The organism is Streptomyces sp. NPDC058257 (assembly GCF_042881845.1).
In the GTDB taxonomy this organism is placed as follows: Bacteria; Actinomycetota; Actinomycetes; order Streptomycetales; family Streptomycetaceae; genus Streptomyces.
In genome coordinates this window covers 136,001-154,684 of sequence record NZ_JBHVXJ010000013.1, presented here as the reverse complement: position 1 = coordinate 154,684, position 18,684 = coordinate 136,001, and the positions used below count along the sequence as shown (strand labels likewise).

21 protein-coding genes and 1 pseudogene are annotated in these 18,684 nt (G+C 69.4%); 10 read left to right on the top strand and 12 right to left on the bottom strand.

All coding sequences use genetic code 11. The annotated features are described in order from the left end of the window. Positions 1–32 precede the first annotated feature (32 nt). The 3 genes and pseudogenes from ACFVXC_RS28215 to ACFVXC_RS28205 form a co-directional block, all read right to left on the bottom strand. Positions 33–740: a DsbA family oxidoreductase gene (locus ACFVXC_RS28215; protein ID WP_389910398.1), complete on the bottom strand. Its 708-nt coding sequence runs from the start codon at positions 738–740 to the stop codon at positions 33–35. Positions 741–824: 84 nt separating this feature from the next. Beyond that, complete coding sequence (locus tag ACFVXC_RS28210; protein WP_389910638.1) at positions 825–1,322, bottom strand: GNAT family N-acetyltransferase; 498 nt, start codon at positions 1,320–1,322, stop codon at positions 825–827. A 35-nt stretch (positions 1,323–1,357) separates the two neighbouring features. Then, positions 1,358–1,564, bottom strand: a pseudogene (locus tag ACFVXC_RS28205) (helix-turn-helix domain-containing protein); the annotation flags it as partial. Positions 1,565–1,677: 113 nt separating this feature from the next. On the opposite strand from ACFVXC_RS28205, the gene ACFVXC_RS28200 reads away from it, so the two are divergent. The 4 genes from ACFVXC_RS28200 to ACFVXC_RS28185 all read left to right on the top strand — a co-directional run bounded on the left by ACFVXC_RS28200 (position 1,678) and on the right by ACFVXC_RS28185 (position 5,483). Further along, complete coding sequence (locus tag ACFVXC_RS28200; protein ID WP_389910395.1) at positions 1,678–2,913, top strand: helix-turn-helix domain-containing protein; 1,236 nt, start codon at positions 1,678–1,680, stop codon at positions 2,911–2,913. Between the two features lie 651 nt (positions 2,914–3,564). After that, on the top strand, positions 3,565–3,750 hold the full coding sequence (locus ACFVXC_RS28195) for a hypothetical protein (protein ID WP_389910393.1): 186 nt from the start codon (positions 3,565–3,567) through the stop codon (positions 3,748–3,750). A gap of 14 nt (positions 3,751–3,764) precedes the next feature. Further along, positions 3,765–4,652 carry a radical SAM/SPASM domain-containing protein gene (locus ACFVXC_RS28190; protein ID WP_389910390.1) on the top strand — a complete coding sequence of 296 codons (888 nt, stop codon included), beginning with the start codon at positions 3,765–3,767 and terminating at the stop codon, positions 4,650–4,652. A gap of 120 nt (positions 4,653–4,772) precedes the next feature. Then, entirely contained in the window at positions 4,773–5,483 is a 711-nt protein-coding gene (locus tag ACFVXC_RS28185; protein ID WP_389910387.1) for a protein kinase, read from the top strand. A 235-nt stretch (positions 5,484–5,718) separates the two neighbouring features. On the opposite strand, the gene ACFVXC_RS28180 is transcribed toward ACFVXC_RS28185, so the two are convergent. Beyond that, the gene (locus ACFVXC_RS28180; RefSeq protein WP_389910384.1) at positions 5,719–5,943 is read right to left on the bottom strand and encodes a hypothetical protein; all 225 of its coding nucleotides are present in this window, start codon (positions 5,941–5,943) and stop codon (positions 5,719–5,721) included. Positions 5,944–6,317: 374 nt separating this feature from the next. Between ACFVXC_RS28180 and ACFVXC_RS28175 the strand changes: the two genes are divergently transcribed. Continuing rightward, positions 6,318–6,968: a DUF4352 domain-containing protein gene (locus ACFVXC_RS28175; protein WP_389910381.1), complete on the top strand. Its 651-nt coding sequence runs from the start codon at positions 6,318–6,320 to the stop codon at positions 6,966–6,968. A 319-nt stretch (positions 6,969–7,287) separates the two neighbouring features. Here ACFVXC_RS28175 and ACFVXC_RS28170 read toward each other — a convergent pair whose 3' ends face one another. The 3 genes from ACFVXC_RS28170 to ACFVXC_RS28160 all read right to left on the bottom strand — a co-directional run bounded on the left by ACFVXC_RS28170 (position 7,288) and on the right by ACFVXC_RS28160 (position 9,845). Further along, positions 7,288–7,551 (bottom strand): hypothetical protein, encoded by a 264-nt coding sequence (locus tag ACFVXC_RS28170; RefSeq protein ID WP_389910378.1) that lies wholly within the window; start codon positions 7,549–7,551, stop codon positions 7,288–7,290. Positions 7,552–7,701: 150 nt separating this feature from the next. Beyond that, on the bottom strand, positions 7,702–8,310 hold the full coding sequence (locus tag ACFVXC_RS28165) for a DUF1349 domain-containing protein (RefSeq protein WP_389910375.1): 609 nt from the start codon (positions 8,308–8,310) through the stop codon (positions 7,702–7,704). A 5-nt stretch (positions 8,311–8,315) separates the two neighbouring features. Next, on the bottom strand, positions 8,316–9,845 hold the full coding sequence (locus tag ACFVXC_RS28160; RefSeq protein WP_389910372.1) for an aldehyde dehydrogenase (NADP(+)): 1,530 nt from the start codon (positions 9,843–9,845) through the stop codon (positions 8,316–8,318). Positions 9,846–9,982: 137 nt separating this feature from the next. Here ACFVXC_RS28160 and ACFVXC_RS28155 point away from each other — a divergent pair, with 137 nt between their 5' ends. The 5 genes from ACFVXC_RS28155 (at position 9,983) to ACFVXC_RS28135 (ending at position 14,952) form a co-directional block, all read left to right on the top strand. Next, the gene (locus ACFVXC_RS28155; protein ID WP_389910369.1) at positions 9,983–10,753 is read left to right on the top strand and encodes an IclR family transcriptional regulator; all 771 of its coding nucleotides are present in this window, start codon (positions 9,983–9,985) and stop codon (positions 10,751–10,753) included. An 11-nt stretch (positions 10,754–10,764) separates the two neighbouring features. Further along, positions 10,765–11,235, top strand: coding sequence for a GNAT family N-acetyltransferase (locus ACFVXC_RS28150; RefSeq protein ID WP_389910635.1), 471 nt, complete (start codon positions 10,765–10,767; stop codon positions 11,233–11,235). A 139-nt stretch (positions 11,236–11,374) separates the two neighbouring features. Beyond that, a complete protein-coding gene (locus tag ACFVXC_RS28145; protein ID WP_389910366.1) occupies positions 11,375–12,688 on the top strand; it encodes a sensor histidine kinase in 1,314 nt (437 codons plus the stop codon). Continuing rightward, positions 12,685–13,341 (top strand): response regulator, encoded by a 657-nt coding sequence (locus tag ACFVXC_RS28140; RefSeq protein WP_389910363.1) that lies wholly within the window; start codon positions 12,685–12,687, stop codon positions 13,339–13,341. Before ACFVXC_RS28145 ends, ACFVXC_RS28140 begins: the two co-directional genes overlap by 4 nt. Before the next feature lie 162 nt (positions 13,342–13,503). Further along, positions 13,504–14,952, top strand: coding sequence for a peptidoglycan D,D-transpeptidase FtsI family protein (locus ACFVXC_RS28135; RefSeq protein ID WP_389910360.1), 1,449 nt, complete (start codon positions 13,504–13,506; stop codon positions 14,950–14,952). Positions 14,953–15,023: 71 nt separating this feature from the next. On the opposite strand, the gene ACFVXC_RS28130 is transcribed toward ACFVXC_RS28135, so the two are convergent. From ACFVXC_RS28130 to ACFVXC_RS28110, 5 genes are all read right to left on the bottom strand, one after another. Continuing rightward, on the bottom strand, positions 15,024–15,755 hold the full coding sequence (locus ACFVXC_RS28130) for a hypothetical protein (protein WP_389910358.1): 732 nt from the start codon (positions 15,753–15,755) through the stop codon (positions 15,024–15,026). After that, positions 15,752–16,114, bottom strand: coding sequence for a PadR family transcriptional regulator (locus tag ACFVXC_RS28125; protein ID WP_389910355.1), 363 nt, complete (start codon positions 16,112–16,114; stop codon positions 15,752–15,754). The genes ACFVXC_RS28130 and ACFVXC_RS28125 overlap by 4 nt, the downstream gene beginning before the upstream one ends. A 2-nt stretch (positions 16,115–16,116) precedes the next feature. Next, positions 16,117–16,878: a CPBP family intramembrane glutamic endopeptidase gene (locus tag ACFVXC_RS28120; RefSeq protein ID WP_389910352.1), complete on the bottom strand. Its 762-nt coding sequence runs from the start codon at positions 16,876–16,878 to the stop codon at positions 16,117–16,119. Positions 16,879–17,014: 136 nt separating this feature from the next. Beyond that, positions 17,015–17,848 (bottom strand): HAD family acid phosphatase, encoded by an 834-nt coding sequence (locus tag ACFVXC_RS28115; protein ID WP_389910349.1) that lies wholly within the window; start codon positions 17,846–17,848, stop codon positions 17,015–17,017. A gap of 165 nt (positions 17,849–18,013) precedes the next feature. Beyond that, positions 18,014–18,601 (bottom strand): TIGR03086 family metal-binding protein, encoded by a 588-nt coding sequence (locus ACFVXC_RS28110; protein ID WP_389910346.1) that lies wholly within the window; start codon positions 18,599–18,601, stop codon positions 18,014–18,016. Between the last annotated feature and the right edge of the window lie 83 nt (positions 18,602–18,684).

Sequence of the window (18,684 nt, the reverse complement as noted above, 5' to 3'; positions counted from 1 at the left end):
AGGCGACCGGTCAGCGGTGCCTACGCGCCGCCTCAGGCCTGCGGAACCGCGCAGCCGTCGGGGCCGCAGGCGTCGCCGTCCGCGAGGCTGGTGAGCGGCGAGCGGCTGTCCCACGCCTGCTCCAGGGCCTGGGCGAAGACGTCGGCGGGCTGGGCGCCGGAGACGCCGTACTTGCGGTCGAGGACGAAGAACGGCACACCGTTCGCGCCCAGTTCGGCGGCCTCGCGCTCGTCGGCGCGTACGTCGTCGGCGTAGCGGGACGGGTCGGCGAGGACCGCGCGGGCACCGTCCGCGTCGAGACCGGCCTCGGCCGCGAGCTCCACGAGCCGCTCGTCGTCATCGAAGACGGACCGCTCATCGGCGAAGTTGGCGCGGTAAAGGAGCCCGAGCAGCTCGTCCTGCCTGCCCTGCTCCTTGGCGAAGTGCAGGAGGCGGTGCATGTCGAAGGTGCTGCCGTGGTCGCGGCCCTCGGTGAGGTAGGCCAGACCCTCGGACGACGCGTTGACGCCGAGGTTCCGCTCGGCCTCCTGGGCCTGCTCCTCGCTCATGCCGTACTTCTTGGCGAGCATCGGGATGACGAGCCCGCTGTCGCCCTTGACGCGCGAGGGGTCGAGCTCGAAGGAGCGGTGCACCACCTCGACGTCGTCGCGGTGCGGGAAAGCGGCGAGCGCCTTCTCGAAGCGGGCCTTGCCCACGTAGCACCAGGGGCAGGCGATGTCGCTCCAGATCTCGACGCGCATGTGTCCAGCTCTCTTCAGGTCGAACGTTGACGGTGGTGCGGAGGGTCCCTCCGGTCACTTGAGGAAACGTACGATCTGATCCGGTCATTCCCCGGTTTCCCCAGGACCCCCGGGCGTCACCGGGAGCCGCATCCGCAGGTGCGTGCCCGCGCCCTCGCCAGGCTCCGCCGGCTGCCAGCCGTGGCGGGCGTAGAAGGCCTGGGCGCGCCGGTTCTCCCGGTGGACGTCCAGGGTGGCCACCCGGATGCCGTCGGCCCGCCACTCCTCCACGCACGCGGCGTGCAGGGCCGCGCCGACCCCCGCCCGCCAGTGGTCGGGGTCGACGTGGAACTGGAAGAGCGCCACGGTGTCCGCCGCCTCGCCCTCGGGCGTGCGGAAGGAGGCGAGGCCCACGATCCGGCCCTCGCGGACCGCGCACAGCACATGCCCGTCACGGCGCTCGACGGCCCCCCGCCACATCACGAGCGCGTCGACGCGCTGTTCCGGCAGCCCCTGGGGGTAGTACGTGGCGCGGGCACGGGCGTGCAGGGCGGCGAGCGCCGGGGCGTCGGCGGTGAGGGCGGTGCGTATGACGGTCGGCATCACGGTCCGCATCGTCGTGGGGAATGCTGAGTGGATCACGCTGCGACAGACGTGTTCCGGGAGCCCTGGGTTCCGAGGCGGCTGAACTGGGTGCGGCAGGCACTCGGCGTGAGCCCGGTGCGGCGCACCAGGTGGCCGCGGAACGAGTCGGCGGTGCCGAGCCCGCAGGCCCGCGCCACCTGGTCCATGGAGAGCGATGTCGCCTCCAGGAGCTCCTTGGCCCGCTCGACGCGCTGGTGCACGCTCGCCTTCGCCAGCTGAACTGACTATCAGGTGATGATAGTTCCTCTGATCGCCCCCTGAGTGGAGCCCGCCAGACCGCTCAACGGGCTTACGCTGGACGGGAGGTGATTCGATGTCGTCGCTGCAAGAGAACGTCCGAGACCTTCGCCGCCGGGCGGGCATGAGCCAGGAGGAACTAGCCGACTCGGCGGACCTCTCCGTGGGTACGATCCGCAAGATTGAGCAAGGCGGAGACGCCAGGGTCGAGACCCTTCACATGATCGCGCGGGCGCTCGGTACGTCTACCTCCAGCCTCTTCGTGACGGAATCCCCCGACCCGGTGCACGTAAGCGCAGGGGACGGCCCGAAGCTGATGGAACTCAGGCGGGCTCTCATGCCGCCTATCGGCCTGGCTGAAGTGCTCACAGAGCCACAGCAGATGACCGACCTTCATTCAATTCAGCGGGACGTCGACGATTCCCACAGCCTCTACCACGCCGACCGGTACGACTCCGTGGCGAAGAAGCTACCCGGCATCCTGCGGGCCGCTGAGGCTGCTGTCGTCCTCAGCGAGGAAGGCGAGGCGCAGCAACGGGCGGTTATCACGCGTGCTGGCGCATTCCTCCTCGCAGGCAAATACTTGACGCAGGTCCGCCGTTACGACATGGCCTATCACGCTCTCTCACAGGGAATCCGGGACGCTCGCGAAGCGGGGCAAGTGCATATCGCAGCAACCGGAGTTGTGGGAATGGGGTGGCTGCTCCTGCGCCAGGACCGCTTCGACGAGGCGGAGCGACTGGCAACGGTTACGGCTGCGGAGGTGGAGCCGCGGATCTCCAGCGCCACCCCCGGGGAATTGGCGGTATGGGGGGAACTCCTTCAACGCGTCGCCTCCGCCGCGATGCGCAACAACCGCCCGGACGTGGCCAAGGAAGCACGTCGAATGACGGCCACGGCCGCGAGCGCACTGAACGAGGAACACGTCGACTTCCGTCAGCACTGGACTACCTTCGGGCCGGTAACGGCTGAGACGAAGGCAATTGAGGATCTCGCCCTGATCGGTGACGCCCGCGGGGTTCTTCGCAGGGCTGACGAAGGACCGGTTGGGCGTAAGGCGCTGAAGAGGTTCGGCCGGCCAAGTGCGAACAACTGGGACCGGCATCGTCTGGACGTTGCTTACGCGCACGCGCGTCTCGGGTCGCACCAGGATTCGATGGAGGAGCTGAACACCATCCTCCGCACCTCCCCGGAGTGGCTGAAGCATCAATCCATGGCGCGCCACGTCATGCGGGACATTCTTGCCCACCGGAAGCGCACGCTGACTCAGGACATGCGCACCATGGCCGCTCACCTGGGCGTGACTGGCTAACTACCATGCCGCGTAGTAGTTCCGTACGTTCCGTCAGCGAACTACAACGCTACGTGTCTGTAATGCTCTGTGAAGCGCCAATAACGTCGTGTGCATGGAGACGGCAGGGCCAACGCCAGAAGGCACAGACACGGACGCGACGCACACCCCCGCGCTAGGCGAAACTGTCTTGGATTCGCGCAGGGACCTCGTGGGCGTCGTCATGGGTAACGAGGGCGGGATCTACCAACTCCGTCCCCCTCAGGGGGCCGCGAGTGGGATACCAGGCCCGAGAACATCCGCCCTGTCGAGCCGCACCAGTTGCTGCATGCGCGGGTGTCGGATGCCAACGCCAGGAGCACAGGGCGGCCAACGTGATTACCGGCCGTCTCCAGTCAGCCGTACGGCGCAAAGCGCCGCCTCCCCGCCATGCTTGCGCACGTGCGTCCTCTTGGCGGAGGCACTGAGTGAACCGCCAAGCCGTCGGCCCTCCATGTCGCCCAGACCCCGCGGCGGAGGACCGGTACGGCCTTAAAGCCCCGTTGGTACTGCACGTCGAAGTACTGCAACACCGACAGTTTAGGTCCGCTCTGCTCACTCCTCGTCTCCCACTCACGGCTGAGGACAGCGAGCAGAGCGGGCCGCCCACTTGCCTGACACGGAAGGGCACCGATGAAGCCTGACGAGCTGACGTTCGGCCTGGTGGTGCACGACCTGGAGGAAGACCTCGTCGGGCGCGTGCACCTGGTGACTGCAACTGAGGTCATCCTTCAGCGGCCTTCGGGACGGCAGTGGGCTGCGAAGCCGGAAGCGCTGAAACCTGCAACGGCGGAGCAGAAACGCGTTCTACGTAGCTGAGACCAGGAGGAGCCATGGCAGTCCCGGTAGTCGAGCATCTCCCCTTACCCGCACACCGAACGGGAGGGGGTTTCCTGTGGTTGGACCTGACTCGCAAGTGTCAGCTGAAGTGCCATCACTGCCTCAACGACTCGGGTCCTGACGGTCAGCACGGAACGATGACCCGCGCTGACTGGATCAGGGTCATTGACGAGGCCGCCGCAAGTGGCGTCCGGGCGGTGCAACTGTTCGGTGGTGAGCCGCTTCTCCACCCTGACTCGATCGAGATTGCGAACCACGCCCTTCTTTACGGAATGGCGGTGGAGGTTTACAGCAACCTCGTCCACGTACCGGATCCCTGGTGGGCAGTCTTCATGATCGGAGGCGCCCAGATCGCTACGTCGTACTACTCTGACGACCCCGACGAGCACAACGCGATCACGGGCCGTAAGAGCCACGCCCGGACGAGTGCCAACATCGCTCAGGCCGTCAGACTCGGCATCCCGATCCGTGTGGGGATCATCGACTGCGGCGGGGGTCAGCGTGTCGAAGAAGCACGCCGGGAACTCACCGCCATGGGAGTGCAGCGGATCAAGACGGACGCGGTTCGTCCTTTTGGTCGAGCTGCGTGCGGGCAAGACCCGAGCGCTTCCAACCTCTGCGGTCGGTGTGGTGACGGCCGCGCGTCGGTCGGCCCTGACGGCGACGTGTCGCTGTGCGTCTTCTCCACGTGGCTGAGCGTCGGCAACGTCCTCGCTGGCTCGCTGGAGGACATCCTCACTGGCGATGCCATGGCCGCAGCGAGCGCCCACATCAACTCGCCTGTCGTCCGCAACGGCGGCAACGGCGGGGACGACGATGACGACAACGAAGATGAGTGCTCACCCGGTTTTCCGGGCAGTGAGTGCACTCCTCGGAACTAGAAGGAAGCCGGAATGAACCGTCGCCTCCCCAGCCTCGAATTCCTGGAACTCATCCACCCCTACACAGGAGACATCTCCGACTCACGGGCCACGGAGCGCGGGTTCAGCTCCGACGTCCTGATGTTGGTCGAAGGCGCTCTGGGGCGCGTCTTCGTCAAGGGGATCGCCAACCGGGCTGGGGGGCGTCGGGACTCCATCATCAGGGAACGACTGATCAACGAAGCCGTACACCCGCTCTCCCCGCGCCTCCTCTGGCACGCGGAGAACGATCAATGGATCGCACTCGGTTTCGAGCTGGTCAACGGTCGGCCGAGCGACTTCGCACCATGCTCCGTCGATCTCCCTGCCGTTGCTCAGCTCGTCAACAGGATCAGGGAAGTTCCCTTGCCGGCCATGGCCGAAGACTGGCCGGAGACCCGGTGGGACCGCTTCGCGGCGGACCAGGACGAAGCCGCGCTCTTCAAGGGCGACAGCCTCATTCACGGGGACATCAACCGCGGCAACCTCCTAGTGGGAGACGCCGGGGCGTGGGTCGTCGACTGGGCGTGGCCCACGAGAGGAAGCGCGTTGATCGATCCCGCGCTCCTCGTCCTGCAGCTCATTGCAGCGGGCCACAGCCCGGAGGGCGCAGAGTCATGGGCGTCTGAATGCGGGGCGTGGTCAAAGTCCGATCCTGTGGCCATCGACGCGTTCGCCATGGCCAACCTTCGGATGTACCGCAAGCGGGCAAAGCGATTCCCTGATCAGACGTGGATCAGCGCCATGGAAGCGACCGCGCAAGCGTGGGTCGACTACAGGCAACGGCCTGATTCCTCCTCCGCGCGGTGCTGACATGGCGGCATCGATCTTCTTCGGGCTCTTGGCGTGCTCCTTGCCGATGCCCTTGTGATTGCGACCCATCGGACGGCGCCGCGCGTTCTTAACGTGACGGGAGAGCGTGGATCCGAGCGTCAGGTACTCCGACGTCTCGTCGGGGTCCGGCGTCTCTGTATGGGAAAGCGCCTTGCCGTCGACGGCCCCCATGAAGCGGTCCAGTGCTGCTTCCACGGCCGTCGGGCCCGTTGGTTCAGCACTCCAGCGGACGCGCCTGCGTGGCGCGTACCTGAAGGACTTCGCCGAAGTCCGCAGTCCAGCGGTCCACGTAGTCCTGCCAGTGCGGCGGATCGGCGTAGAAGCCGCAGACTTCGAAGCGCTCGAAGGCCCGCGCGACAGCAACGTCAACCGATTCACGGTCAACCTGCCAGCCGTCACCCTCGGGCCCTTCGGTCCTCTCCCAGCAACCGAGCAGCATGACATGCCCATCGGTGACGCGACAGGCTGTAAGCCCGTGGCGTCATCGCGGATAGAGCCGTCGAACCGAGCGTAGCTAGGTCGCCCGCGGCTATCTCCTCCGCGCGACGGCACATAGCCCACGCGTCGGGGTCCATCCACGCGTCAGAAGCGACTGTGCGGGAGTTGAGGAAGTAACCGGCGCCCGTCCGCGGAGTCGTTTGCGGAGGTCGTAGAAGTCGTCGACGAGCGACTCCAGGCATGGCCAGTCCTTCGGCAGGCGCTGTCTGCGCATGCTGCCTTGCCACGTCATAGCGCCTCCACCTCCCGCACTCGTGCCTTACGCTTGCTGCCTTATACGGTCTGGGGAGGCCGCTAATACAAGGGGGGGGCGCTATGCGCACCTACATTCGCCGTGCCGTTTTACTGACGGCGCCACTCGCCCTAGCGTCCACGCTCGTCACGGGCTGCTCGGCTTCGAGGGACTCGTCCGACAAGGCCGAGCCGAAAGAGCTGGCCACCGCATCCACGGACTTTGAGAAGGTGGAGGTGGGCGAGGCGAAGGAAGCTTCAGAGCCGCCGTCCACCGCCCCGGAGGCGCCCGCTTTGGCGGTAGGCGAGACGGGGACGTACGAGACCGGAAAGACGGACGAGTACGGCGAGAACTACAAGGTCACGACGAAGATGCAAGTCAAGGTCGTCAGCGCGAAGTACGTGACGCCGGCAGAGATCGACACGACCAACGAGCCGGAGCAAGGCCAGTTCGTGAAGCTGACGCTCTCCCTGAAGAACGTGGGCAAGGGTCCAGCGGAGTTCTCCGCGTACGGCCTCCTGCAATGGGAGGACGAGGAGACAGCCGCTCAGGACGCTACGACGCTCGAAGGTGTTGGCGATGGGCCGGATCTCGATGCGAAGTACAAGCCTGGCCAGTCCGTGACAGGAAGCGTCGTCCTGGACGTCGCCCGGAAGGGCGGAACCGTCAGCTACGTCGGTAACGAAGACCCGGAGGCCGAAGGCCCCGTGTTCACGGTGGAGTTGCCGAAGTAGCGCGCCCACTCGCGACGCCAGGCGGACCGCTCGTGGCGTCGCATGGCGCCCGTGCGGCACTTGGGCGGGGCGTCCGCGTCCATCGACAACGAGGCGAGCAGCCGCTTCCCTCAAAGCCCGCGGCGCCAAGCATGCGCGCCATACATCCTCCTGAAATAGATCAGCCCCGTCCCCGGGAACACTCCTCCGGGGCGGGGCTGCGTCTGTGCGTCCCTCAGATCTTGATGGGCGTGAGCTTCAGATCCGCGTTGTCGACGTCGACGAGCAGCCGCACCCGGCATCGAACCGGAGCCACGACCCTCCAGAGCCCTCAACTTCGTTACCTGAGCGTGACCTTAGGGGTTACGTCTAGAGGCAATGCTGTTGCGTTAGCCATCTGGTTGTTGGCGAGGGGGAGCTCACCGAAGACGGACTCGATCTCCCACCGCTGGCCATACAGCGCGGCCAACTCCCTTGCGGGGTAGAGGTCCACGTCCAGCAGGTCGGTGGCCAGGCGATACTCCGTCGCCTGGCCGTGCAGGCGGTAGGCCAGGACGCGGACTCGTTGCGGGTCCCGCTTCTTGCCGTCAGTGCCGGCGTGCAACCGGGACAGCCAGGAGCCGTCCGGCAAGCCTGGCCTGGACCGGCAGCACCCGGTTCACCGAGGCCCGCCACAGCAGGTGGGCCCGATCACCTCTAAGGCATTCCGGGCGGGCTGGATAGTTCCAGCCCGTCCGGCGTTTGACGAGCAGTGCTAGGACCCGTCCCTCAGACCCCGGGGCCAGTTGGGACGGAACTCGATCTCCTCGTACGTCACCACGCACCCCTCCCCCACCGGCGACTGCGCCATGAAGCCCACCAGGGCGGCTCCCGCCGATTTCTCCTCGCCGAGGGAGAAGATCCGGACGAACGTCCACTCCTCCCCGTCGAGGGACGCGTGGAAGGCGAAAGCCGAACCCGTGCGGCTGATCCGGAGCCAGACGCTGCTGCCGTCCACCACGAACGCGTTCGAGTCGTCGGAGTGGCCGCGGGTGACGACCGTGCAGACCGTCGCCTTGTCCGGTGACCGTTCGAGGCAGAGCTTGGCCCACTCCCGGTCGCCGACGTGGAGGTAGAGCACGCCCGCGTCGAACGCCGCCGCGAAACCGACCGTCACCCGCGCGATCAGCTGGAAGTCCCCCTCGGGCGCACCGAGAAGACGCGGCGCGTCCGAAGCGGGGTCCAGGGCCTCGCCCGTCGGCGGCACGAAGCGGTCCTGCCGGGCGCCCGCCCAGCCGGTGAGCGCCCCGTTCTCGTACGACCAGTTGCCGTCGGGGCCGTACGTGCGCAGGGAGAAGGGCAGTTGGGGGATGTCGACGTCCATGGGCGTCAGTGTTGCAGGCGCCCTTCGTAGCGACGCGGCAGCCCCAGCGGATTGTCGTCCCGCAGCTCGGCCGGCAGCAGCGCTTCGGGCGTGTTCTGGTACGCGACAGGACGCAGCCAGCGCTCGATCGCCGTACCGCCCACGGAGGTGGAGGTGGACGTCGTCGCGGGGTAAGGACCGCCGTGGTGCTGTGCGGGCGCCACCGCGACCCCGGTCGGCCACCCGTTGACCAGCACGCGCCCGGCCAGCGGCGTGAGTTCGGCGACCAGTGCCGCGCCGCCTCCCTCGCCCGCGGCCTCCTCGGCGGACAGCTGAACCGTCGCCGTGAGGTTGCCGGGAAGCCGGGTGAGCACGGAGGTGATCTCCGCCTCGTTCTCGTAGCGTGCGACGACCGTCACCGGGCCGAAGCACTCCTCCAGGAGCAGATCGTGCTCACCGGAGGCGGCGAGCCGCGCCGCGGGAACCGTCAGGAAGCCCGCGCTCACCGTGTGCTCGCCGCCCGCGCCCGGCGTCACCGGCGCGTCCACGTCCGGCAGTTCGCCCCGCTCGCGCACGCCCGCGACGAAGTTGTCCCGCATCCGGTGGTCGAGGAGCACCCCGGCCTCGGTGTCGCTGACCGCCTCGGTAAGCGACTTGACGAACCGGTCGCCGCCCGCGCCGCTCGGCGCGAAGACCAGGCCCGGCTTGACGCAGAACTGGCCGACGCCGAGTGTCATGGAGCCCGCGAGACCGGTCCCGATCTCCTCCGCGCGCTCCAGAGCCGCCGCCTCGGTCACGACGACCGGGTTGAGGGAGCCGAGCTCGCCGTGGAAGGGGATCGGCACGGGGCGGGCCGCCGCCGCGTCGAAGAGGGCACGGCCGCCGCGGATCGATCCGGTGAAGCCCGCGCCGGAGACGAGCGGGTGCCTGACGAGCTCCACTCCCGCGTCGAAGCCGTGCACGAGGCCGATGACGCCCTCGGGGATGTCGTGCCGGGCCGCGGCCCGCCGCAGCGTCGCCGCCACGAGCTCGGAGGTGGCCGGGTGGTCCGGGTGCGCCTTGACGACCACGGGGCAGCCCGCGGCGAGCGCGCTCGCGGTGTCACCGCCGGGCACGGAGAAGGCGAACGGGAAGTTGGACGCGGAGTAGACGGCCACGACGCCCAGCGGGATCTTGTAGCGCCGCAGGTCCGGGATGGGCGGGGTCGCGCTGCTGTCGGGGTGGTCGATGACGACGCCGAGGAACCCGCCCTCGTCGACCACGTCGGCGAAGGCCCGCAGCTGGAAGCAGGTGCGGGCGAGCTCACCGGTGAGCCGCACGGGACCGAGCGCGGTCTCCGCGTCCGCGGCCTCCACCAGGTGGTCCTTGGCCCCGTCGAGCAGTTCGGCCGCGGAGCGCAGGAACGCGGCGCGTACGGCGCGGTCGGCGAGGGCGTCCTTGGCGGCCAGCGCGGAACGTACCGCCTGATCCACCTCTTGGGCCGAGGCTTCGACAGCGACCTGTTCACGCTGCTTCCCGGTTCGGGGGTCGACACTCCAGACTGGTGCTGCTGCCACCGCGGGGTCCTTCCAAGGGTGATGCCACAGATGTGCTGCCACCCACCTGGGCTGTTCGATATGCTGAACGCTGTCTCCGGTGATGAATAGCGGAGACTTCGGAGACTATTTCTCGTCGAACTAAGGGGTCAAGGGCGATGTCGGCTGGCGAGACTGGCGGGGCACAGGTCAAGTCCGCTGTGCGGACCGTGGAGTTGCTCGAATACTTCGCGGGGCGCCCCGGAATGCACTCTTTGGCCGCCGTCCAGGAAGCCGTCGGGTACCCCAAGTCCAGCCTCTACATGCTCCTTCGTACGCTGGTGGAGCTGGGCTGGGTGGAGACGGACGCGACGGGCACGCGGTACGGGATCGGGGTGCGGGCCCTGCTGGTCGGCACCTCGTACATCGACGGCGACGAGGTGGTGGCGGCGGCGCGTCCGACGCTCGACCGCCTCTCGGACGACACCACGGAGACGATCCACCTGGCGCGCCTCGACGGCACGAACGTCGTCTATCTCGCCACGCGCCAGTCGCAGCACTACCTGCGCCCCTTCACGCGCGTGGGCCGCCGCCTCCCCGCGCACTCCACGTCCCTGGGCAAGGCGCTGCTCGCCACCCACACCGACGAGCAGGTCCGCAAGATGCTCCCGGAGACGCTGCCCGCGCTGACCGAGCACACGATCACCGACCGCGAGAAGCTGATCGAGGAGCTGCGCACGGTCCGCGAGCAGGGCATCGCGGTGGACCGCGAGGAGAACACGCTCGGCCTGCGCTGCTTCGGCGTCGCGATCCCCTACCGCACGCCCGCGCGGGACGCCATCAGCTGCTCGGTGCCGGTGGCGCGGCTCACGCCGGCGCACGAGCAGATGGTGAAGGACGCCTTGTTCGACGCGCGGGACCGGTTGTCACTGGCGACACGTAGGCTCTGACCATGGTCGGTATGGATGTCATTCTGCGCCCGGTGCACGACAGCGATCTCCCGGTCTTCTACCGGCAGATGAACGATCCCGAGTCGAACCACGTCGCCGCGTTCACCTCGCCGAAGTCGGCGGACTGGACGCTCTTCGAGGCCCACTGGAAGAAGCTCCGGGCCTCGGACGACGTCGTCGCCCGTACGGTTCTCGCGGACGGCGACGTCGTGGGCAGCGCGGCGGTGTACGGGGAGCCGGGGGAGCGCGAGGTCACGTACTGGATCGACCGGGCGTACTGGGGCCGTGGTCTGGCCACGGCTGCTTTGCTGACGCTGCTGGTCGAGGTGCCGGAGCGGCCCCTCTACGCGCGCGCGGCGTCGGACAACGCGGGGTCCCTGCGGGTGCTTGAGAAGTGCGGTTTCCTGGTCACCGCCGCCGCGCGGGGCTTCGCGCACGCGCGGGGCGAGGAGATCGATGAGGCGGTGCTGGTGCTGGCGTAGGAGCGGGCTTCTTTTCCCCGATCCCGCCCCTGCCCGAATCCCCCGGCTTCGCCGGCTCGTGCGTACCGTCATCACCGGCTTCGCCGAGTTCGTCCTCAAACGCCGGACAGGCTGAATCCGCCCCGGGAGCCCAGGGCCCATGAGCCGGACCTACTCTGTGCAGATGGTCATCGGGGGGCGTGTGGCTGCTCTGTTCGGGCGCCGGGCGCGGCGCCGGTGGATCCATCTGGTCCTCGGCGGCGCGCTCGCCATGCCGTACGTCTTCGTGGGCTCCGTCGTCATCGGTCCGCTGCTCGGCGAGGACAACGTCTTCGGCTCGGTCGTCTCCCAACTCGGCTCGTTCGCCGTGGGGTTGCCGCTCGCCGCCGTCACCGCGCTCTTCCCGCTCACGCGGCCCATGTCGGTGGCCGCCGTACGGGCGCTGTGCGATGTGCCGGGCGACACGCTCGCCGACGGGCCCGCGCGGTCCCGGCAGGCGCGCGGGCGCACCGTCGCGTGGTTCACGCTGCACCTGGGGTTCGGCGGGATCATCAGCGGAATGTCCCTCGCGCTGCCGCCGTTCGCGGCGGTCCTCATCGCGCTGCCGTTCGTCGCCGCGCTGCGGGACAGCCGGGTCGGGATGCCCGAAGTCCTCGACGAGGGATGGGCGTTGGCGCTCTCCCCCGTCGCCGGGATCCTCTCCCTCCTCGCGCTCGCGGGGTGCTCGGCCGCCGCCGGGGGCCTGCTCGCGCGCTGGGCGCCCGAGCTGCTCGGGCCCTCGCCCGCCGACCGGCTCGCGGCGGCCGAACAGCGCGCCGCGGACCTCGCCGTGCGCAACCGGCTCGCGCGGGAGCTGCACGACTCGGTGGGCCACGCCCTGAGCGCGGTCACGCTCCAGGCGAGCGCCGCTCGCAGGGTCCTCGACCGCGACCCGGAGTTCGTCCGCGAGGCGCTCGCCGCCATCGAGGAGACGACCCGGCGCACGGTGGGGGAACTCGACGCGGTTCTCGGCGTGTTGCGGGAGGGTGGCGGCGACGGCCGGGCGGGCCCGACCGCGCCCGCCCCCACTCTCTGCGCCGATCTCGACGGGCTCCTCAAGCGCACCCGCGCGGGCGGCCTGCGGGTGAAGGCCGCGGTCGAGCTCGGCCCCGGAGGCCCGGACGCCCTGCCCCCGATGGTGTCCCGCGAGGCCTACCGCATCGTCCAGGAGAGCCTGAGCAACGCGCTCCGGCACGCGGGCCCCGGCGCCCCGGTGACCCTCCGGATCGCCCTGGACGGCACCGACCTGGAGATCCTCACGAAGAACCCGCTGCCCCAGAGCGCCTCCGCGCCTCCCGCGTCCCGTCCCGGCGGCGGCCACGGCCTGCGCGGCATCACCGACCGGGCCAGGCTCCTCGGCGGCACGGCCCTGGCCGGCCCCGCCGACGGGGTGTGGCGAGTGAACGTACGACTCCCCCTGAAGGGCCCCGTATGACTCCCCCCATCCGCATCGTGCTCGCCGACGACGAGCGCATGGTGCGCACCGCCCTGCGCGTGATCCTCTCCGCCGAGCCCGACCTGGAGGTCGTCGGTGAGGCGGCGAACGGCGCCGACGCGGTGTCCGTCGTGCGCGAGCTGCGGCCCGACGTGGTGCTCATGGACGTACGCATGCCGGAGATCGACGGCATCCGGGCCACCGAGCAGATCCTGCGGACCCACGCCGATCCGCCGCGCATCGTGGTCGTGACGACCTTCGAGAACGACTCCTATGTGTACGAGGCGCTGCGCGCGGGGGCCTGCGGGTTCCTCCTCAAGCGGTCCGACGCGGACTCGCTCGTGCAGGCGGTGCGGCTCGTCGCGCGCAGCGACTCGCTGCTCTTCCCCGCGGCGGTGCGCGCCCTGGCCGCCGAACACGCGCGCGCGAAGCCCGCGGCGCCCGCCTGGGTGGCCAGGCTGACGGGGCGCGAGAGCGAGGTGCTGAGGCTGATGGCCGCGGGCCTGACCAACGCGGAGATCGCCGGACGGATGGGCGTGGGCCCGGCGACGGTGAAGACGCACGTGGCCTCGGTGCTCGCCAAGACGGGGGCGCGGGACCGTACGCAGGCGGTGATCGCGGCGTACGAGGCGGGCTTCATGAACGCCGACTGACCCGCGCTACCGCAGCATCCGCGCCCTCGCAGCGCCCGCACCCCCGCAGCGCCCGCACCGTCGCAGCACCCACGGCGTGTCGCAGCGCCCGCAGTATGAGGAATGTCTAAGAAACCCCGCAGAACGGAACGAATACATCCGCGCCGATCGTCTTTTCACGGGATGAACAAGACGATCAGGCGCGCCGCGGTCTTCACGCTGCTGCTCGTGGTCGCCCTCCTTGTGCGGGCGACCTGGGTGCAGTTCTACGACTCGAAGGCGCTCGCGGACGACAAGCAGAACCGGCGCAACGCGATCGAGCAGTACGCGAACCCGCTGGGGAACATCATCGTGGGCGGTGAGTCCATCACCGGCTCCGCGCGGACGAAGGGCAGCGACCTCGCGTACAAGCGCACCTACAAGGACGGCGACCTGTACTCGGCCGTCACGGGCTACAGCTCACAGGTGTACGGGGCGACGCAGCTCGAAGGCATCTACAAGGACGTCCTCGACGGCACCGACACGCGGCTGAAGGACCCCCTGGACACGGTCACCGACAAGCGCGCCGATCCGGGTGACGTGGTCACGACGATCGACCCGGCGGTGCAGAAGGCCGCGTACAAGTCGCTCGGCGACACGAAGGGCGCGGCGGTCGCCGTCGACCCGAAGACGGGCAAGATCCTCGGCATGGTGTCGACTCCTTCGTACGACCCCTCCGACATCAGCGGCTCCACCGACTCCAAGGAGTGGGCGTCGCTCCTGAAGGACGAGGAGAAGCCGATGGTCAACCGCGCGCTGCGGCAGCCGCTGCCGCCGGGTTCGACGTTCAAGCTGGTCGTCGCGGCGGCGGCCCTGGAGGACGGGCTCTACGGTTCGGCGGACACGAAGACGGACAGCCCGAACCCGTACATGCTGCCCGGCTCGACCCAGCCCCTGAGGAACGAGAGTGCCTCCGCGCCCTGCGAGGACGCGACGATCCGTACGGCGCTGCAGTACTCCTGCAACAACGTCTTCGGGAAGATGGCCGTCGACCTGGGCCAGGACAAGGTCAAGGCGATGGCCGAGAAGATGGGCTTCAACACCGACAAGCTCGACGTGCCGGTGCGCGCGTCCGAGAGCGTGTACCCCTCGGACATGGACAAGGCCCAGACGGCCCTGACCGGCATCGGCCAGTTCGACGTGACGGCGACGCCGCTGCAGATGTCGATGGTCTCGGGGGCGATCGCGAACGGCGGCGAGCTGGTCTCGCCGCACATGGTCTCCCAGATCACCGACTCGGGCGGCGACGCCCTGGAGTCGTTCGACGACCCGGACTCACAGCGGGTGATGAGCCAGGACACGGCGAGTCAGCTGCAGTCGGCGATGGAGACGGTCGTCGAGAAGGGCACGGGTACGAACGCGCGGATCAGCGGCGCGCACGTGGGCGGCAAGACGGGCACGGCACAGCACGGCGAGAACAACAGCAAGACGCCGTACGCCTGGTTCACCTCGTACGCCAAGGGCAGCGACGGCAAGGAGGTCGCGGTAGCGGTCATCGTCGAGTCGTCGAGCGCGGCGAGGTCGGAGGTCAGCGGCAACGGCCTCGCGGCGCCCATCGCGAAGGCGATGATGTCGGCGGCCCTGAAGTCGTAGCCACTCACGCCCGACCGCGGGGCGCCGACGGACAAGACGGCGCCCCGCGGAGGCGGAGGGGTGATGAGACGTCAACGCCGCGAGCGCCACACCTGCACGGCCCAGAGACCGGCGAACAGGCCAAGGGGCCCCACCAGGATCCCCGCGACGAAGCCGAGCCCGCTGCGGGACTCGCCGTCGTCGACGGCGACGGCCACCCCCGCCAGGACGACGACCGCCGCCACGACAGCCACGAGGACATAGAAGCGCCGGCTGAAGAAGCGCCACCGATCGGGCACCCGCGGCGGCGCCGAGATCTCCGCGCCCGGCCCGAGGCTCGCGGCCCTCGGCCGCTTGAACCACGCGTAGACGATCCAGTTCCCGCAGGCCTCCCAGCCGTCGGGGGCAAGGCGCTCGTCGAGCCCTTCACGCCCCCGCGTGACCAGCTCACGCCGGTACTCCCAGCGCTGCGGGCTCTCCAGGTCGCGGTGGCTGACGAAACGGCCGAGCGCGTCGACCCTCTCCACCTCCCACCCCTCGTCGCCGAAGCGGTTCAGGAGCTCCTCGTCGACATACGTGTCGGCGGTCCACCGCCACGTCTCGACGTGCGCCCCGGCGGCCTCGGGCGCCTCCGCCCCGGCGGGCGCGGCGGGCACCAGCTCACGGGCGAACTCCGCCGCGGGCCCGAACTCGGCCTCCGGGTCGGCGCCGCCCGACTCCTCCAGGTGCGCCTGAAGATCCGCGACGGTCGCCGCCACCCGGTCGGCGGGCACCCGGTGCTCCCGCAGCCGCTCGGCGAGGTCGGCGAAGTAGGGCACGCTCACCGCACACCCGCCTTCGCCAGGACCTCACGGACGGATCCGTCGAAGGCGAGCCACAGCCCGCCCTGCTCGCCGAGGGTGCTGCGCCCCTCGTCCGTCAGGCAGTAGTAGCGCCGCCCCGGCCCCTTCTCGGTGGCCCGGAACTCCGCGGCGACGAGCCCCGCCTCCTCGAGCCGGTTGAGCACGGGGTAGAGCGTGCCGCCCTTGATCTGGCCGAACCCGGCGGCGCCGAGCAGCTTGGCGATCTCGTAGCCGTAGCTCTCGCCGTCGGTGAGGGCGGCGAGCACGAGCAGATCGAGTACGCCCTTGAACCAGCTGGCCCGGCGGTCGCCCTTCGCGCCCCCGGAGGCGGGTGGGGTCATGGTCAGTTGCCCTTCGGGGTCGGCTCGTACGGCTCGTGCGCGGGAACGCTGCCGATCGGCTCCGGCACGGGGAGCGTCAGGTCCCGTACGGAGAGGGCGATGTGAACGGCGATGGGCAGCAGCAGGCTCCCGCTCGCCATATAGAGGCCGGCGAGCAGCGCCCCGACGAAACCGAAGGCGATGACGCCGCTGCGGCCCTGATAGATACCGGCGACGGCGTACACGAGCACCGAAAGGGCCGCCGCCGCGTAGAGGTCGAGGCCTAGGACGCCGACGCCGAAGGCGATCAGGAGCCCGCGGTAGACGAGTTCGGCGCAGACGCCGTCGGTCACGGCGACGGCGATCGCGAGGCGGCGCTCCTGTGCCGTGCGCGGCAGCATCGCCTGGATGGAGGCGAGCCCCGGGACATTCCTGCCGCCCGCGGCGAGGGCGCGCATCTTGCGCCCCGACGCCACCGAGACCGCTCCCATCATGACGATGATGACGGCGGCGGTCAGCGGCGAGGCGGGCGCCGCGATGCCGAGGTCGGCGGCGGCCATGCCCGGCGAGAACAGCAGCGCGGCCACCGCGAGCGCGGCGAGGACGCACCAGAAGACGAGTATGAAGCTGAAGTAGCGCACGAGGGCGCGTGGTTCGGTGTCGCGGTGGCGGGCCAGCGAGCCGTAGAGGCGGCGGCCGAGCCAGGGCTCACCGAGCAGCAGATAGGCGCCGAGTACGGCTGTGACGGCCGTGGAAGCGGCTGAGAAGTCAGGCGAGACGGTCATGGGAATCCCCCTTCCCGAAGGGGCCGCACGGCGCGTGCCGCACGGCCCCATGAGCATGTGAGCTACCTAGACCGTAGAGCGACCTAGTCAGGAATGCAACCTATCTCGTGATGCCGACAGGGCATCGGGCAGCGGACTACTCCACGAAGTACGTCGGGTTCGGGAGCTTGTACGTCTTGTCCGCGTACCCGCCCGCGAGGTCGGAGACCTGGTCGCCGAAGCTGCCGACGATGTCGTAGCCGGTCGACTCGATGTACTTCCGGGTGCCTTCCTTGAACTGCACGGTGGTGCACTCCCACTTGGCGGGCGTCGCGCAGTGGCTCAGGTAGGCGGGCGGGGCGGCCTTGTTCTTGGTGAACACGTGCGTGGTGTCGAGCTTCGTGTCGTACCCGGCCTTGGCGAGGTTGGTGACCGCGCCCTCGCGCTGCGTCTCGCTCAGGCCGGTCAGGAAGAAGACCTCGACACCCTTGCCCTTGGCGTACTTGACCAGTTCGGGCATGCCGAAGACGGCGGGGCGCTTGGCCTCCTTCACGTAGGCGTCCCACGTGGCGCCGTTGTACGTGTAGTTGGTCGACTTCTCGTAGTCGAAGCTGAGCAGCGCGGTGTCGTCCACGTCGAGGACGATCGCGGGCTTCTTGCCGTGAGCGCTGCCCCTCACGCCGTGGCCGTCGCTCTTCGCGCCGTGCGCGGCGGCCTTCCTGATGTCCTTCTTCGCCTTCGCCTGGACGCGCGCCAGGTCCTTGGCGTACGGACTGTCGGGCGAGGAGCGCCAGACGCCGTCGGCGTCCTGGTGGGCGCCGTAGTAGTCGTCGATCTCGCCGACGAGGACGCCGATGTTCTGGGGTTCGGCGGTGTGCCGCGCCGAGGTCGTGTCGGTCGAGTCGGCGGTGGCCGCGCCGGTGCCGTACAGCGCGGCTCCGGCGACGGCACAGGCGGTGGCGATGCCCGCCACCCGTAGGGACTTCCGCATAGGTCGTTCTCTCCGGATCAGGGTCTGGGCCTGGGTCAGTGTCTGTGCACGGGCAACAAGTTCGAGCAGGTCAATGCCCGTCTACGCGCACTGTCTACGCGCATCACACAGCACATCGCGAGACTCTTTGCCCGATCGATACCCGATCCGGAGAAAACCTGAGTCCTACGCGCCCGGTGTCCATCCCGGGTCACGGCCGCTGAGGCCGATCACACGGTCGAGGAGCGGGGCGTCGTCCGGTACCGGGAACACGGCCCCGAACAGGCTGTTCCCCGACGTGTCACCCTCCTGGGGCGTGAGCAACCCCTTGGCCACCCCGAGGCTCGCCTCGTCAGGGGCGTACGCCTGTCCCGTCGCACGGGCCAGGTCCCAGCCGTGCACGACGAGTTCGTCCATGGCGACGGCGCCCGCGACGTCACCCGGCAGATCGAGGCCGCCCGCCCGGGTCATGCCCTCCCACGCGGCCGGGGCGCGCCACGCCTCCGCCAGCTCGTCGAGCAGCTTCGGCAGGGCGGCACGCCACTCGGGGCCGATGTCCGGCACGGCGCTTCCCGGGTTCTGGTCGAGGTGGGGCCCGAAGTCCTTGCGCGCGGCGTCCCGGAACGCGCCGGTCAATTGGATCAGATGGCCCAGCAGATGGCGCACCCGGTACTCCGGACAGGGCGTGGGCCCCGCGAGCCGCTCGTCACCGACGCCTTCCGCGATGCCTGCCACAAGCCGGGCCTGCGGCGCGAAGTCGACCATGTCCGTCATGGGATCCTCCCGAATCTCGGCGGCCCCGCCTGCCCCGCGGGCCGCACTCCTGCCCTGTTGGACCGGCCCGCGGCCCGGAACTC

What these genes read in the sequence shown, in the direction of transcription:
- ACFVXC_RS28215 (WP_389910398.1), bottom strand. Translation starts at nt 740, where the DNA reads ATGCGCGTCGAGATCTGGAGCGACATCGCCTGCCCCTGGTGCTACGTG.
- ACFVXC_RS28210 (WP_389910638.1), bottom strand. Translation starts at nt 1,322, where the DNA reads ATGCCGACCGTCATACGCACCGCCCTCACCGCCGACGCCCCGGCGCTC.
- ACFVXC_RS28200 (WP_389910395.1), top strand. Translation starts at nt 1,678, where the DNA reads ATGTCGTCGCTGCAAGAGAACGTCCGAGACCTTCGCCGCCGGGCGGGC.
- ACFVXC_RS28195 (WP_389910393.1), top strand. Translation starts at nt 3,565, where the DNA reads ATGAAGCCTGACGAGCTGACGTTCGGCCTGGTGGTGCACGACCTGGAG.
- ACFVXC_RS28190 (WP_389910390.1), top strand. Translation starts at nt 3,765, where the DNA reads ATGGCAGTCCCGGTAGTCGAGCATCTCCCCTTACCCGCACACCGAACG.
- ACFVXC_RS28185 (WP_389910387.1), top strand. Translation starts at nt 4,773, where the DNA reads ATGTTGGTCGAAGGCGCTCTGGGGCGCGTCTTCGTCAAGGGGATCGCC.
- ACFVXC_RS28180 (WP_389910384.1), bottom strand. Translation starts at nt 5,943, where the DNA reads ATGCTGCTCGGTTGCTGGGAGAGGACCGAAGGGCCCGAGGGTGACGGC.
- ACFVXC_RS28175 (WP_389910381.1), top strand. Translation starts at nt 6,318, where the DNA reads ATGCGCACCTACATTCGCCGTGCCGTTTTACTGACGGCGCCACTCGCC.
- ACFVXC_RS28165 (WP_389910375.1), bottom strand. Translation starts at nt 8,310, where the DNA reads ATGGACGTCGACATCCCCCAACTGCCCTTCTCCCTGCGCACGTACGGC.
- ACFVXC_RS28155 (WP_389910369.1), top strand. Translation starts at nt 9,983, where the DNA reads ATGTCGGCTGGCGAGACTGGCGGGGCACAGGTCAAGTCCGCTGTGCGG.
- ACFVXC_RS28150 (WP_389910635.1), top strand. Translation starts at nt 10,765, where the DNA reads ATGGATGTCATTCTGCGCCCGGTGCACGACAGCGATCTCCCGGTCTTC.
- ACFVXC_RS28145 (WP_389910366.1), top strand. Translation starts at nt 11,375, where the DNA reads ATGAGCCGGACCTACTCTGTGCAGATGGTCATCGGGGGGCGTGTGGCT.
- ACFVXC_RS28140 (WP_389910363.1), top strand. Translation starts at nt 12,685, where the DNA reads ATGACTCCCCCCATCCGCATCGTGCTCGCCGACGACGAGCGCATGGTG.
- ACFVXC_RS28135 (WP_389910360.1), top strand. Translation starts at nt 13,504, where the DNA reads ATGAACAAGACGATCAGGCGCGCCGCGGTCTTCACGCTGCTGCTCGTG.
- ACFVXC_RS28125 (WP_389910355.1), bottom strand. Translation starts at nt 16,114, where the DNA reads ATGACCCCACCCGCCTCCGGGGGCGCGAAGGGCGACCGCCGGGCCAGC.
- ACFVXC_RS28120 (WP_389910352.1), bottom strand. Translation starts at nt 16,878, where the DNA reads ATGACCGTCTCGCCTGACTTCTCAGCCGCTTCCACGGCCGTCACAGCC.
- ACFVXC_RS28115 (WP_389910349.1), bottom strand. Translation starts at nt 17,848, where the DNA reads ATGCGGAAGTCCCTACGGGTGGCGGGCATCGCCACCGCCTGTGCCGTC.
- ACFVXC_RS28110 (WP_389910346.1), bottom strand. Translation starts at nt 18,601, where the DNA reads ATGACGGACATGGTCGACTTCGCGCCGCAGGCCCGGCTTGTGGCAGGC.